Source organism: Streptomyces sp. NPDC002698 (assembly GCF_042888945.1).
In the GTDB taxonomy this organism is placed as follows: Bacteria; Actinomycetota; Actinomycetes; order Streptomycetales; family Streptomycetaceae; genus Streptomyces.
In genome coordinates this window covers 168,042-181,271 of sequence record NZ_JBIAQM010000010.1, presented here as the reverse complement: position 1 = coordinate 181,271, position 13,230 = coordinate 168,042, and the positions used below count along the sequence as shown (strand labels likewise).

Here is a 13,230-nt window from a genome sequence, read left to right as displayed (position 1 = left end):
ATGAACGACTCACCGCTGTCCCCGGGTTCCCGCATCGTGATCGCCGGCGCGTCCGGCCTGATCGGCTCCGCGCTGGCACGCTCCCTGAGCGCCGAGGGGTACGAGGTGCTCCGGCTCGTACGTCGTGAGCCGCGTTCGCCGAACGAGATCCGGTGGGATCCGCAGCGGCAGCGGATCGACGCGGTGGGGCTCATCGGCTGTGCCGCCGTGGTCAATCTGGCGGGGGCGCCGGTGGCGGGGCGGCCCTGGACGCGTGCGTACAAGCGGATGATCCGGGACAGCCGGGTGCTCGGGACGGCGACGCTCGCGGAGGCGGTGGCCTCGCTCGACGAACCGCCGCGGGTCTTCGTCAACGGGAGCGCGATCGGGTTCTACGGCGACACGGACGGCCGCGCGGTGGACGAGTCCGCGCCGCCCGGGGACGGGTTCCTGCCGTCCGTCTGCGTGGAGTGGGAGGAGGCGACCGCCCCCGCGCAGGAGGCGGGGGTGCGCACGGTGCTTCCCCGGACCGGGCTCGTGGTGGCCCGCGAGGGCGGGGCCTGGGCGCGGCTGATTCCGCTGTTCAAGGCGGGTGCCGGGGGGCGGATGGGGAACGGGCGCCAGTACTGGAGCTATATCGCGCTGCACGACGAGGTGGCCGCGATCCGGCATCTCATCGACACGGAGTCGCTGTCCGGGCCGGTGAACCTGACCGCCCCCGACCCGCTCACCAACGGCGAGATCACCGAGGCCATGGGCCGGGTCCTGCACCGCCCGACCCTGCTGACCGCGCCCGCCCCGCTGCTGCGCCTCGCCCTCGGCGACATGGCCGAGGACGTCCTGGGCAGCCAGCGCGTCCTGCCCGCCCGCCTCCTGGAATCGGGCTTCACCTTCGCGTTCCCCTCGATCGACGGAGCCCTGCGGGCGGCACTCGGCTGAGGAACGGTCCCCGGGGAGGCGAGGACTCCGGGCGTCCTCCGGAGCGCCCGGCCGTCCTCCGGCGGGAGGCGGACACCTCCGGGCACCCCCGGCGGGAAACGGAGGGTCCGCGCCGCCTCCCGGCCGAAGACGAAGACCTCCGGCGCCCGGACGGGTGGGCGGGCCCGAGGCCCGTGGGCCCGGCCCGGGCGGGTTCGAGCACCCCCGCCGGGCGGGTACATGCACCCCCCATGCTCCCGTGCCCGGCCGCCGCGCGGCTTCCGCCGCGCGGCCGAACCTCGCACCCTCGATCCGAACTGGGGCATTCCAGAAGCGTGTTGGGGGCATGACGTCCCCACCGGCCGCGCAACCTCGAGGAGGGGCACGTGCTAGAGCCCGCACGCCACGCCGCGCACACGGCACAGATCACCAAAGACGTCGACGTCGTCGTCGTGGGAGCCGGTGTCGCCGGCCTCGCGGCCGCACGGCATCTGACCGGGGCGGGGCTGAGGACCGCCGTCCTCGAGGCCGCCCCCCATGTCGGCGGCCGCATGTCCACGGAGAAGGTCGACGGCTTCCGGCTGGACCGGATCGGCCGGCTCCTGTCCACCTCGTACCCGGAACTGCGCCACACCCCGGGCCTGGACGGCCTCGTCCTGTGCCCGTTCTCGCCGGGCGTGCTGCTGCACAGCGACGGCCGGCACCACCCCACGGGCACGCCCGGCACATCCCGGAGCGCGAGGGGCGCACTCACCACCGCGCGCGCCCTCGCGAGCGCCCCCCGGCTTCCGCTGCCCCGCCCCGCGCGCGGAACCACCCGCCCCGGCCCGCTCGGCAGCCCCCTCGACCAGTCCCGTCTCGGCGCCACCTTCGCGCGCCTCGCCGCCACTCCGCCGGAGCGCCTGCTCGCCCGCCCCGACCTCACCGCGGCGAACGCGCTGACCGCCCGGGGGCTCCCGGCCCGTACGGTCGAGGCCTTTCTGCGCCCCCTTCTCGCGGCCCTGCTGTGCGACCCGGAGCTACGGACGTCGAGCCGTCTCGCCGACCTCGCGCTGCACTCCTTCGCGACGGGGAGGCTGTGTCTGCCCGAAGGCGGCGCGGACGCGCTCCCCGAGCTGCTCGCGGCCGCCCTTCCGCCCGGCACCGTGCACACCGGCGTCGAGGTCACCGCCGTCTCCACGACCCGCGTCACGACGAAGGACCACGGTGAACTCCGGTGCCGGGCCATCCTGCTGGCGACCGGGGCGCGGGCCGCCGCCCGGTTCCTGCCCGGGCTGCACGTCCCCGCCTTCCATCCGGTGACCGTCCTGCACCACACCACGGACGAACCGCCGCTCACCGAGCCGGCGCTGCTCCTGGACGCCGACCGCGGCGGCCCGGTGGCGCACACGGCGGTCGTCAGCCAGGTCGACCCGACCCGGGCACCCGCGGGCCGCGCCCTGATCTCCTCCACCGTGCTCGGCACACCGCCCGCCGCGCCCCACCTGGACGCGACGGTCCGCGCCCAGCTCGCCCGCGTCTACGGCACGTCGACGACCCGCTGGGAACTGCTGGCGGTCCATCACGAGCCGGAAGCGGTCCCGGCGATGCCGCCGCCGCACGATCCGCGCCGCCCCGTACGGCTGCTCGCGGGCCTGTACGTGTGCGGTGACCACCGGGACACCGGCACGGTGCAGGGCGCGCTGCACTCGGCCCGGCGGGCCGCCCACGCCCTCCTGACGGACCTGGACGTCCGCGCGGCCGCCCCGTCGGCCGAGCCGCTGGAGTCCGCCGCCTGACCCCGGGATCCGGAACTCCGGCACGGGGCTCCGGAGTTCCGGGTCCCCGGCACGCGGACCCCGCGGCCTCCGGGCGCTCCCGGAGGCCGGACCCGCCTCCCGGCGGACCCTCCGCGTGCGGGCGGGCGCCCCCGCCCGCACCGGGGCGGGCGAACCCCCGCCCCGGTGCGCGCATCGAGCTTCCCGGTCTCCGGTACCCCAGGCCGGAGACCGGGGACGCCCCGGCCCGGGGCCTGTCCGGCCGTTCCCGCCCGCGCGCTCAGCTCAGCGCGGCCACCTTGTCGCGGTAGCCGCGGACGGGTGCGGCGTCCTTGTACGGTTCGAGCCGTTTCTCGAAGTCCCGTACGTACTCGACGGCCCGCGCCGACCGCATCTCCGCCGCCTGCCCCGCGGCCTCCGCGCCGAGCAGACAGGCCTGGTCGAGTTCTCCGAGCCCGAGCCGCGCCGAGGCGAGCACCACCCGGCAGAACAGCCGGCTGCGCGCGTAGCCGGGCGCCCGGAGCTGGAGCGAGCGCTCGGCGTGCTGCGCCGCCGCCCGGAACTGCTGAAGGTCCCGGTGGCAGTGCCCGAACTCGTCGGCGAGCTGTGCCTCGTCGAAGTACCGGGCCCAGTGCGGGACCTCGTCGCCGGTCCGGGACGCCTCCAGCGCGCGTTCGGCCCGGACCAGCGAGGCCGTGCAGGCCCGCACCTCGCCGAGCACCCCGTGGCCGCGCGCCTCGACGGCGTGCAGCAGCGCCTGCACGACGTGCGGCCCCCCGGAGCCGAGGCCCTGCTGCGCGACCCGCGCGAGCTGCACGGCCTCGCGCCCGTGCCCGAGGTAGACGGCCTGCCGGCTCATGGTGATGAGCACGTAGGAGCCGTACACCCGGTCGCCCGCGGCCTGCGCCAGGCGCAACGCCTGGACGAAGTACCGCTGCGCGAGTCCGTGCGCGCCGATGTCGTACGACGTCCAGCCGGCGAGCCGGGTGAGGTCGGCGGCGGCGGCGAACAGGTGGCGGCCGGTCTGCTCGCCGTACGCGCCGCGCAGCATGGGTTCGGCCTCGTGCTCCAGGTAGCGGACCAGTGCCTGGCGGGCGTGGCCGCCGCCGTAGGCGTTGTCGAGGGCCCGGAAGAGTTCGCCGACCGAGCGGAGCGCGGCGATGTCCCCGCCGCTGACCCGCTGGCCGGGGCCCCGCTCGGTCCGGCCGCGCCGGAAGCCGGATCCCCCCGGCTCGGGCGGCGCCGTGACCTTGGGCGAGGCCGGACGGCCCTGGGCGGGGATGCGGGAGGGCTGCTCGCCGCGGGCGACCCGGTCGTCGGCCCGGCCGATCAGCCAGTCCCGGCTGGGCACGACGAGCCCGGCCGGGGTGAAGGCGATCTTGCGGAGCTCGGCGTGGCTCCCGGAGTCCTTGCGCCACAGGCCGCTGACGATGTCCACGGCCTCCTCGGGGGTCGCGGCGAACTCCAGCCCCGCGTACACGGGCGCGCAGGCGTCGAGCCCGAGGTCCTGCGCGCTCAGGCGCCGGCCGAGGCGGCGGGTGAACACCTCGGCGATGAGCGCGGGGGTGGTCCCGCGGGGCTGCTGGCCCCGCAGCCACCGGGTCACCGATGTCTTGTCGTATCTCAGGTCCAGTCCGTGTTCGAGTCCGAGCTGGTCCACGCGACGGGCGAGACCTGCGTTGGAGAACCCCGCTTCTGCGATGAGCGCGGCGAGCTGTCGATTGGGCGTGCGCTGCGCGGGTCGTTCCGTCATCTGCGGTGCGGTCTCCTGCCTTCGGGTCTCCAGGGGTGTCTCGGGGCGGCGTGAAAGCGTGCTTGCGCCTCCCCGAGGCCCCCCTGTGCCCGGATTGCCTGTGAGCAGCCCTTATGGCCTCGTGAACGGCGCGAATGTAGCGGAGCGTGAGCACGTCATCGCACACATCGACATTCATTCATCCGATCGTGTGAGGATTGACTGTCGGGCTGACGCGGATCCGACGGACGTACAGTGGCGTGGGCGCGCGACGGACCTGACGAAAGGTTCCTCCGCGTCCCCCGCACGGGGACCACCACGTGTCCGAGGAAGCTTCTAGGGAGGCGCTTACCGTGAGTGAGTTGCGGTTCGTCCGCATGGGATTCGGTGCCGAGGCCGTCGAGTACCAGGAGGCGTGGGACGAGCAGCGCCGCGTGCACGCGGCCCGGTTCCTGGACGAGATTCCCGACACCTGCCTGCTCCTGGAGCACCCCCCGGTGTACACCGCGGGCCGGCGCACGGCGGACAACGAGCGGCCCCTGGACGGCACACCCGTCATCGACGTGGACCGCGGCGGCAAGATCACCTGGCACGGTCCGGGCCAGCTGGTCGGCTACCCCATCCAGAAGCTCCCGCGTCCCGTGGACGTCGTAGCCCACGTACGCCGTCTGGAAGAGGCGCTCATCCGCACCTGCGCGGAGTTCGGCCTGGAGACGAGCCGGGTCGAGGGCCGCAGCGGCGTCTGGGTCCTCGGCGACGCCAAGGACCCCGCCCAGCGGTCCTCCGCGCTCGGAGGCCTCTCCCTCGACTTCGACCCCCGGCTCCAGGACGAGGAGTTCGATCCGCGGCTCAACGGCCCGGAGTACGCCCCGTCCAACGCGGGCCAGCGCCGCGAGGACCGCAAGATCGCCGCGATCGGCATCCGCGTCGCCAAGGGCGTCACCATGCACGGCTTCGCGCTGAACGTGAACCCGGACAACGCCTGGTTCGACCGGATCATCCCGTGCGGCATCCGCGACGCGGGCGTCGCCTCGCTCGCGGGCGAGCTGGGCCGCGACGTGACCATCGACGAGGTCCTGCCGGTGGCCGAGAGGCACCTCGGGGACATCCTGGCGAACGCGGACCTGAAGCCGCGCGTCGTGGAACGCACCCCGGCCTAGGGCCGAAGCCGCGCGTAAGGCACACCGGCCCGGAGCCCGTGCCTCCACGGCGGAGACCCCTCGGGAATGCACCCCCGCTCCCGAAGGTTGCCCACCTCGGGGGCCGAGCACCGCACGGGCGTACCCTGGTGTACGCCGAAGAATCGAAGTTACAGGGAGCCGATGTGTCCGCAGTCGCACCCGACGGACGCAAGATGCTGCGCCTGGAGGTCCGGAACAGCCAGACCCCCATCGAGCGCAAGCCCGAGTGGATCAAGACCCGGGCGAAGATGGGCCCCGAGTACACGAAGATGCAGGCACTCGTGAAGAGCGAGGGTCTGCACACGGTCTGCCAGGAGGCGGGCTGCCCCAACATCTACGAATGCTGGGAAGACCGCGAGGCCACCTTCCTCATCGGCGGTGACCAGTGCACGCGGCGCTGCGACTTCTGCCAGATCGACACCGGCAAGCCGGAGGCCCTGGACCGGGACGAGCCGCGCCGTGTCGGTGAGTCCGTCGTCACGATGGACCTGAACTACGCCACCATCACCGGCGTGGCCCGCGACGACCTGGAGGACGGCGGCGCCTGGCTGTACGCCGAGACGGTCCGCCAGATCCACGCGCAGACGGCCGGACGCGAGGCCGGACGCACCAAGGTCGAACTGCTCGCCCCGGACTTCAACGCCGAGCCCGAGCAGCTCGCCGAGGTCTTCTCCTCGCGCCCCGAGGTCTTCGCGCACAACGTCGAGACGGTCCCGCGGATCTTCAAGCGGATCCGTCCGGGCTTCCGCTACGAGCGCTCGCTCAAGGTCATCACCGAGGCCCGTGACTACGGTCTGGTCACGAAATCGAACCTGATCCTCGGCATGGGCGAGACCCGCGAAGAGGTCAGCGAGGCGCTCCGGCAGCTGCACGAGGCGGGCTGCGAGCTCATCACGATCACGCAGTACCTGCGCCCCTCCGTGCGCCACCACCCCGTGGAGCGCTGGGTCAAGCCGCAGGAGTTCGTGGAGCTCAAGGAGGAGGCCGAGGAGATCGGCTTCTCCGGCGTCATGTCGGGCCCGCTGGTCCGCTCCTCGTACCGGGCCGGGCGCCTGTACCAGATGGCCATCGAGAAGCGCGGCGCGTACGTCGCCTCCCAGGCGGTCTGATCCCCCGAACGGCACACGTTGCGAAAGGAAAGCGGTGGCACCGAGTGCCACCGCTTTCGTGTGAATCCGCGCACAAGCAACTCGCCCTTCACAACGGCCCGTTCACACCCCCTCACGGCGTCCCCGCAGCTGAACGCGACGTCAGGAAGGGGGCAGGAAAGCGACCCGCGGTATCAAGGTTTCATTGGTGTTTGACCGCTCGGTCACGTACTGGTAACACCAGTCAGTGACTCTGGTTCCACGTCACACACGTCCCCGTCCGAGCCGTCGATCCCGAGGGGGGATCTGCATCATGCAGGCCGCGCCCGTACGCGCCACCGCGATTCCGTCGTTCACCGATGCACTGCGTGCCGTCGAATCGCTGCTCATGAGCAGCGGGCAGCGCACCGCCCGCCGCAACGCCTGGACCTCCGTCCTGGAGGACCGCCGCCGCGCCAAGGACCGGGTCGAGGCGCAGCGCGTGCTGGAATCCGTCACCCGTTCCTGATCGGCGCCGGTCAACGCCGATCGATCCGGTCACGGCAGCCGCGGCCCCGCTCGCCCGGTACTGCCGTCGTCGGCACTTCGCGGGCCACGTAGACTCGTGGACATGGCGAGGAAGGAAACCGCAGCGGACGCTGCGAACCCCGGGCGACTCAAGCAGATCGCTCTGACGTACAAAATGACCCGCAAGGCCGATTCCAAGATCGGTCTTGTACTCGCGGCTGTCGGAATTCTCACCCTCGGTGTCTTCCTCGCGATCGGCTTCTTGATCGGCCACCCGGTCTATCTCGGCATTCTCGGGCTTCTGCTCGCCCTCCTCGCGACGGCGATCGTCTTCGGACGCAGGGCCGAGCGGGCCGCCTTCGGGCAGATGGAGGGCCAGCCGGGCGCGGCCGCGGCCGTGCTCGACAACGTCGGCCGGGGCTGGACCACGACCCCGGCGGTCGCGATGAACCGCAGCCAGGACGTGGTGCACCGCGCGGTCGGCAAGGCCGGCATCGTGCTGGTCGCCGAGGGCAACCCGAACCGGGTCAAGACCCTGCTGGCCGCCGAGAAGAAGAAGATGGCGCGGATCGTCTCGGACGTCCCGGTGCACGACATCCTCGTGGGTACCGGTGAGGGTCAGGTCGAGCTGAAGAAGCTCCGCACGACGATGCTGAAGCTGCCGCGTGTGCTCGCCGGCCCCCAGGTCACCGCGACCAACGACCGGCTGCGCGCGATGGGCGACCTGATGAGCAACATGCCGCTGCCGAAGGGCCCGATGCCCAAGGGCATGCGGATGCCGCGGGGCGGTCCCAAGCGGTGACGCTCGCGCTGGCTTGACCAGTCCTACGACGATGGGGCGCCCGGATTTCTCCGGGCGCCCCATCGTCGTTGCGGGCGTCCCCTCCACGGGCGGGGTTCCCCTCCGCCGGGCAGGTCGGCCTTCGCCGGGGCGGTCGTTCCCTCACCGGAGCGGGTGCCCCGTCGCGGCAGGTGTCCCTTCGCCGGGGCAGGTCCCTTGCCGGGACGGGCAGCCTTCGCCGTGGCAGGTGCCCCATCGCGGGGCCGGACGTTCCCTTGCCGGGGTGGGTGGCCTTCGCCGGGGCGGTCGTCCGCTCACCGGGGCGGGGCGGTCTTCGTCAGGGCCGGTGCCCCGTCGTGGCAGGTGGCCTTCGCCGGGGTGCTTGCCCGTCGCCGGGCTGGTCGTTCCCTCACCGGAGCGGGTGCCCCGTCGTGGCAGGTGCCCATCCGCCGGGGCGATCGTCCGCTCACCAGGGCGGTGTCCCGTGTCTCATCGCCGGGGCCGGTCGATCCCTACCGGGGCGGGCCCCCGCCGCGGCAGGTGCCCCCCATCGCCGGGCCGGACGTTTCCTTGCCGGAGGGGCCCCTCGCCGGGACGGGTGGCCTTCGGCGGTGTCGGTTGTCGGGTCAGCGGGGGGTGGGGTCGGGGTTCAGGTGCGGACCTCGATCGTGCGGGCCAGGCGGTCGTGGAGGCCTCGGCCGTCGCGGTCCCAGATCAGGGCCGGGACGGCCACGCACAGGAGCGCGGTGCGCAGCAGGACGCGCAGCGGGTTCGGCCGCCCGCCGCCCTCGGCCACGACACGCAGACCCAGCAGACGCTTGCCCGGAGTAAAGCCGACGGAACCGACCGTGAGGACACCGACGACGAAGAAGACGAGCAGGGCCCAGTTGCCCGTAGCCTGGTCATAGCCGTCGGTGAGCAGCCCGTATGCGATCAGGAGGCACAGGCCCCAGTCGACGGCGAGGGCGCCCATACGGCGGCCGGGACGGGCGATCGAGCCCGGTCCGTGCTCCGGGAGACCGAGCTGTTCGCCCCGGTATCCGAAGTCGACACCGGCTTCCTCCGCGGCCGCGCGGGGGCCGGAGAGCCACGATCCGATTGCTTGCCTGTTGTCCACCCGTCCAAGGTACTGTGCCCGTTTTGCCATACGGACAGGAGGGGCCCGGAGGGCCGCGGTCGGTTAACTTGGGCGAAACAAATGGGTCACGCTGGAGAAATCCCCCGTCCCTATGGTCGGCCCCAGCGTGTGCCACCGCACTGGCCGCACGAACGAACTACCACCCCGGTCCACAGTGGGCGGGAGTAGGAGGAGCTGGATGTTCCAGAACGCCGACGAGGCCAAGAAGTTCATCGCGGACGAGGACGTCAAGTTCGTCGATGTCCGCTTCTGCGACCTGCCGGGTGTGATGCAGCACTTCACGATCCCGGCCGAGGCCTTCGACCCGGCCGAGGAGCTCGCCTTCGACGGCTCCTCCATCCGCGGCTTCCAGGCCATCCACGAGTCCGACATGGCGCTCCGCGCCGACCTGTCCACCGCGCGCGTCGACCCCTTCCGCCGCGACAAGACGGTCAACATCAACTTCTTCATCCACGACCCGATCACGGGCGAGCAGTACTCCCGTGACCCGCGCAACGTGGCCAAGAAGGCCGAGGCCTACCTCGCGTCCACCGGCATCGCCGACACCGCGTACTTCGGCCCCGAGGCCGAGTTCTACGTCTTCGACAGCGTGCGCTTCAAGACCGCCGAGAACGAGTCCTTCTACCACATCGACTCCGAGGCCGGCGCCTGGAACACCGGCGCGCTCGAGGACAACCGCGGCTACAAGGTCCGCTACAAGGGCGGCTACTTCCCGACCCCGCCGGTCGACCACTTCGCCGACCTCCGTGCCGAGATCTCCCTGGAGCTGGCCGCGTCCGGCCTCCAGGTCGAGCGCCAGCACCACGAGGTGGGCACCGCCGGCCAGGCCGAGATCAACTACAAGTTCAACACGCTGCTCGCCGCGGCCGACGACCTCCAGCTCTTCAAGTACATCGTGAAGAACGTCGCCTGGCGCAACGGCAAGACCGCGACCTTCATGCCGAAGCCGATCTTCGGTGACAACGGCTCGGGCATGCACGTCCACCAGTCCCTGTGGAGCGGCGGCTCCCCGCTGTTCTACGACGAGGCCGGCTACGCGGGCCTGTCGGACATGGCGCGCTACTACATCGGCGGCATCCTCAAGCACGCCCCGTCGCTGCTCGCCTTCACCAACCCGACGGTGAACTCGTACCACCGCCTGGTCCCCGGCTTCGAGGCCCCGGTCAACCTGGTGTACTCGCAGCGCAACCGCTCCGCGGCCATGCGTATCCCGATCACCGGCTCGAACCCGAAGGCCAAGCGCGTCGAGTTCCGCGCGCCCGACTCCTCCGGCAACCCGTACCTGGCGTTCGCGGCCCTGCTGATGGCCGGTCTGGACGGCGTCAAGAACAAGATCGAGCCGGCCGAGCCGATCGACAAGGACCTCTACGAGCTGGCTCCCGAGGAGCACGCGAACGTCGCCCAGGTCCCGACCTCGCTCCCGGCCGTCCTCGACTCGCTGGAGCGCGACCACGAGTTCCTGCTCGCGGGCGACGTCTTCACGTCCGACCTGATCGAGACGTGGATCGACTACAAGCGCACGAACGAGATCGCGCCGCTCCAGCTGCGTCCGCACCCGCACGAGTTCGAGCTGTACTTCGACGTGTAGACCCGTCGCTCCAGCCGCACACGTCGTCGGCCGCGTCCTTCCTCCGGGAAGGGCGCGGCCGACGCGTTTCCCTCCCCCGGCAGCGGAGTCGGGGGCGCGCGCCACGGGGAATTCCTTTGCCCGCCGCGGGGCCTATCGGCACCTGTTCATGGGGAACCGCGGGCGCACAATGGAGAGCGGGACGAGTGCCCGACTGCGGGGTGGTGCGAGATGCGGAGCCGATTCCGGAACGATCGGCAGCTGACCGTGCGGATGACGGTCACGCTGTTCCTGCTCGGATTGCTGTACGTGGCCTTCGTCGCCGCGCTGATCGTGTTGCTGAAGTCGTGGGTGCTGGTCGTCGTGATCGCGGCCGGGCTCCTCGTCGCGCAGTACTGGTTCTCGGACCGGATCGCGCTGTACGCCATGCACGGACGGATCGTGGAGCGGGACGAGTATCCCCGGCTCCACGGCGTCGTCGACCGGCTGTGCGCCGTGGCCGACATGCCCAAGCCGCTCGTCGCCGTGTCGGACCTCGACATGCCGAACGCGTTCGCCACGGGACGCAACGCCGATCACGCCGTGCTCTGCGTGACCACGGGGCTGCTGCGCCGCCTGGAGCCCGACGAGCTCGAAGGCGTCCTCGCGCACGAGCTGTCGCACGTGGCGCACAAGGACGTCGCCGTGATCACCGTGGCGTCGTTCCTCGGGGTCCTCGCCGGGCTGATCGTACGGTTCGCGTTCTACTCGCAGCTCTTCGGCGGCCGGGGCCAGAAGGACCAGAACACCGTGGCCGTCCTCGCCGTGGTGATGGCGGTGTCCGCGGCCGTGTACGCCATCAGCTTCATGCTGATCAGGGCGCTCTCCCGGTACCGCGAACTGGCCGCCGACCGTTCCGCGGCCCTGCTCACCGGCCGCCCCTCGGCGCTGGCGTCCGCGCTGACCAAGGTGACCGGTGACATCGGGCGGATCCCGACGAAGGACCTGCGCACCGCGCAGGCCTTCAACGCCTTCTACTTCACCCCCGCGCTCGGCGCCCAGCCGGGCATCGCCAACCTGTTCTCGACCCACCCGGGCCTGGAGCAGCGGCTCGGACAACTGGCCCGCATCTCCGCCGAGCTGGGCGAGCCCGCGGTGCCGGACACGGGCGCCCCGGCTCCCGGAGAGGTTCTCTGACCGCATGGGGTTCCTGGACATCCTGCTCGGCCGCAGCAAGCCCGCCGCTCCCGATCTCGACCAGCTCTTCGGACTGCCGTCGGCGGCCGTGACCCTCCAGGCCGCGGCCGGGTTCACCCCGACCGGCACGGGAGCGGTGTGCTTCGCCTCCGTCGAGGGCGGGGCCTTCACCCAGGCCCGTCAGGAGGCACAGGACCTGCTGGACGCGGACACCGGGCGGACGGGCCCGAGGGTGGAACCGGTCCGGGACGAGTACGGCTACTCGTGGCTGGTCTCCCGCCGCGCGCCCGACGACCTGCCGGCGCTGGTGAGCGATCTGCACGCGGTCAACAGCTCCCTGGAGGGCACCGGCTTCGGTCCCCAGCTCCTCTGCTCCGTGGTGGGTTTCGAGGACACCGGACAGCGGCGGCTCGGTCTGGTCTACCTGTACAAGCGCGGGACCTTCTTCCCCTTCGCGCCGCTCGCCGGCGGGGGCGAGCGGCGCGACAACGCGCTCGAACTCCAGATCAAGGCGGCCCTGGCCGACGACCTGCGCATCGAGCAGGACCTCGCCCGCTGGTTCCCGATCTGGGGCGCCCCGGGACTGTGACCGCGCCGGGGCCGTCATCACTTCCGGCGTTCCCGGCGGCGTGAAGGACGTACTTTTCTCCCGACTGCACCCCATCTCATATCGCTATAAAGTCGTACGAAATCGACACAAGGGGTGCCCTCATGAGCAATCTGTTCGTCGTCGCCTACAACGACGTCGCCACCGCCGGCCGGGTGCGCGACAAGCTGTTCGAGCTGTCGAAGCAGCATCTCGTCGAGCTGGAGGACGCGGTCGTCGTCGAGCGGAGCGAGGACGGCAGGATCAAGCTGCATCAGGCGGTCAGTCACACGGCCGTCGGAGCGGCCGGCGGCGCGCTGTGGGGCGGGGTCATCGGGCTGCTCTTCCTGGCGCCGCTGCTCGGTGCGGCGGTGGGCGCGGCGGCCGGTGCCGCCGGAGGCGCGGTCACGGACACCGGCATCGACGACAAGTTCATGAAGGATCTCAGCCAGAATCTGCGGCCGGGCGCGGCCGCGCTGTTCGTCCTGGTCAAGCAGGCGGCCGGGGACAAGGTGATCCCGCAGATCGCCGAGTTCGGCGGCCAGTTGGTGCAGACCTCGCTGAGCCAGGACCAGGAGGACCACCTGCGCGAGGCGGTCGCCGCGGCCCAGGCGAAGGCCGCCGCCACCGCGCCGCCGGAAGCGGGCGGTACGGCCGCACCCGCGAAGGGCACGCCGGCGGCCGCCTCCGGAACGGGTGCCGCGGGCACGCCCGGACCGGCCGGCACCCCCGGACCGGACGCGGACGGCGCTCCCGCCTCTTCCTGAGCCGAACGGGCGCCGCCGCCGGACCGCCCCTCCCCGAAAGGGAGTTTCCGGCC

12 protein-coding genes are annotated in these 13,230 nt (G+C 72.1%); 10 read left to right on the top strand and 2 right to left on the bottom strand.

From position 1 onward, the window contains the following. Both ACFYW9_RS17125 and ACFYW9_RS17120 read left to right on the top strand, forming a co-directional pair. Nucleotides 1–918, top strand: coding sequence for a TIGR01777 family oxidoreductase (locus ACFYW9_RS17125; protein ID WP_389150471.1), 918 nt, complete (start codon nt 1–3; stop codon nt 916–918). 365 nt (nt 919–1,283) lie between these two features. Further along, nucleotides 1,284–2,675 carry an NAD(P)/FAD-dependent oxidoreductase gene (locus tag ACFYW9_RS17120; protein WP_389150468.1) on the top strand — a complete coding sequence of 464 codons (1,392 nt, stop codon included), beginning with the start codon at nt 1,284–1,286 and terminating at the stop codon, nt 2,673–2,675. A 259-nt stretch (nt 2,676–2,934) separates the two neighbouring features. Here the strand turns inward: ACFYW9_RS17120 and ACFYW9_RS17115 are convergent, their stop codons facing one another. Beyond that, the gene (locus ACFYW9_RS17115; protein ID WP_351865127.1) at nt 2,935–4,407 is read right to left on the bottom strand and encodes a regulator; all 1,473 of its coding nucleotides are present in this window, start codon (nt 4,405–4,407) and stop codon (nt 2,935–2,937) included. Nucleotides 4,408–4,739: 332 nt separating this feature from the next. Here ACFYW9_RS17115 and lipB point away from each other — a divergent pair, with 332 nt between their 5' ends. From lipB to ACFYW9_RS17095, 4 genes are all read left to right on the top strand, one after another. Beyond that, nucleotides 4,740–5,546: a lipoyl(octanoyl) transferase LipB gene (lipB, locus tag ACFYW9_RS17110; protein ID WP_389150464.1), complete on the top strand. Its 807-nt coding sequence runs from the start codon at nt 4,740–4,742 to the stop codon at nt 5,544–5,546. 164 nt (nt 5,547–5,710) lie between these two features. Then, complete coding sequence (gene lipA / locus ACFYW9_RS17105) at nt 5,711–6,676, top strand: lipoyl synthase (RefSeq protein WP_328453235.1); 966 nt, start codon at nt 5,711–5,713, stop codon at nt 6,674–6,676. Between the two features lie 292 nt (nt 6,677–6,968). Continuing rightward, nucleotides 6,969–7,163 (top strand): hypothetical protein, encoded by a 195-nt coding sequence (locus ACFYW9_RS17100; protein ID WP_326788203.1) that lies wholly within the window; start codon nt 6,969–6,971, stop codon nt 7,161–7,163. A 102-nt stretch (nt 7,164–7,265) separates the two neighbouring features. Then, complete coding sequence (locus ACFYW9_RS17095; protein ID WP_328453233.1) at nt 7,266–7,964, top strand: DUF4191 domain-containing protein; 699 nt, start codon at nt 7,266–7,268, stop codon at nt 7,962–7,964. Between the two features lie 628 nt (nt 7,965–8,592). On the opposite strand, the gene ACFYW9_RS17090 is transcribed toward ACFYW9_RS17095, so the two are convergent. Beyond that, nucleotides 8,593–9,060, bottom strand: a complete 468-nt coding sequence (locus ACFYW9_RS17090; protein WP_389150459.1) for an RDD family protein — start codon at nt 9,058–9,060, stop codon at nt 8,593–8,595. Nucleotides 9,061–9,259: 199 nt separating this feature from the next. Between ACFYW9_RS17090 and glnA the strand changes: the two genes are divergently transcribed. The 4 genes from glnA (at nt 9,260) to ACFYW9_RS17070 (ending at nt 13,177) form a co-directional block, all read left to right on the top strand. Further along, nucleotides 9,260–10,669, top strand: a complete 1,410-nt coding sequence (gene glnA, locus ACFYW9_RS17085) for a type I glutamate--ammonia ligase (RefSeq protein ID WP_328453229.1) — start codon at nt 9,260–9,262, stop codon at nt 10,667–10,669. 210 nt (nt 10,670–10,879) lie between these two features. Further along, a complete protein-coding gene (gene htpX, locus ACFYW9_RS17080; RefSeq protein WP_389150455.1) occupies nt 10,880–11,824 on the top strand; it encodes a zinc metalloprotease HtpX in 945 nt (314 codons plus the stop codon). 4 nt (nt 11,825–11,828) lie between these two features. Beyond that, nucleotides 11,829–12,413 carry a hypothetical protein gene (locus tag ACFYW9_RS17075; RefSeq protein ID WP_389150452.1) on the top strand — a complete coding sequence of 195 codons (585 nt, stop codon included), beginning with the start codon at nt 11,829–11,831 and terminating at the stop codon, nt 12,411–12,413. A gap of 122 nt (nt 12,414–12,535) precedes the next feature. Beyond that, nucleotides 12,536–13,177 carry a DUF1269 domain-containing protein gene (locus ACFYW9_RS17070; RefSeq protein ID WP_389150449.1) on the top strand — a complete coding sequence of 214 codons (642 nt, stop codon included), beginning with the start codon at nt 12,536–12,538 and terminating at the stop codon, nt 13,175–13,177. The last annotated feature ends 53 nt before the right edge of the window (nt 13,178–13,230 follow it).

Coding starts and splice junctions, on each gene's coding strand:
- glnA (WP_328453229.1), top strand. CDS start 9,260: ATGTTCCAGAACGCCGACGAGGCCAAGAAGTTCATCGCGGACGAGGAC.
- ACFYW9_RS17125 (WP_389150471.1), top strand. CDS start 1: ATGAACGACTCACCGCTGTCCCCGGGTTCCCGCATCGTGATCGCCGGC.
- ACFYW9_RS17115 (WP_351865127.1), bottom strand. CDS start 4,407: ATGACGGAACGACCCGCGCAGCGCACGCCCAATCGACAGCTCGCCGCG.
- ACFYW9_RS17100 (WP_326788203.1), top strand. CDS start 6,969: ATGCAGGCCGCGCCCGTACGCGCCACCGCGATTCCGTCGTTCACCGAT.
- ACFYW9_RS17075 (WP_389150452.1), top strand. CDS start 11,829: ATGGGGTTCCTGGACATCCTGCTCGGCCGCAGCAAGCCCGCCGCTCCC.
- ACFYW9_RS17070 (WP_389150449.1), top strand. CDS start 12,536: ATGAGCAATCTGTTCGTCGTCGCCTACAACGACGTCGCCACCGCCGGC.
- ACFYW9_RS17095 (WP_328453233.1), top strand. CDS start 7,266: ATGGCGAGGAAGGAAACCGCAGCGGACGCTGCGAACCCCGGGCGACTC.
- htpX (WP_389150455.1), top strand. CDS start 10,880: ATGCGGAGCCGATTCCGGAACGATCGGCAGCTGACCGTGCGGATGACG.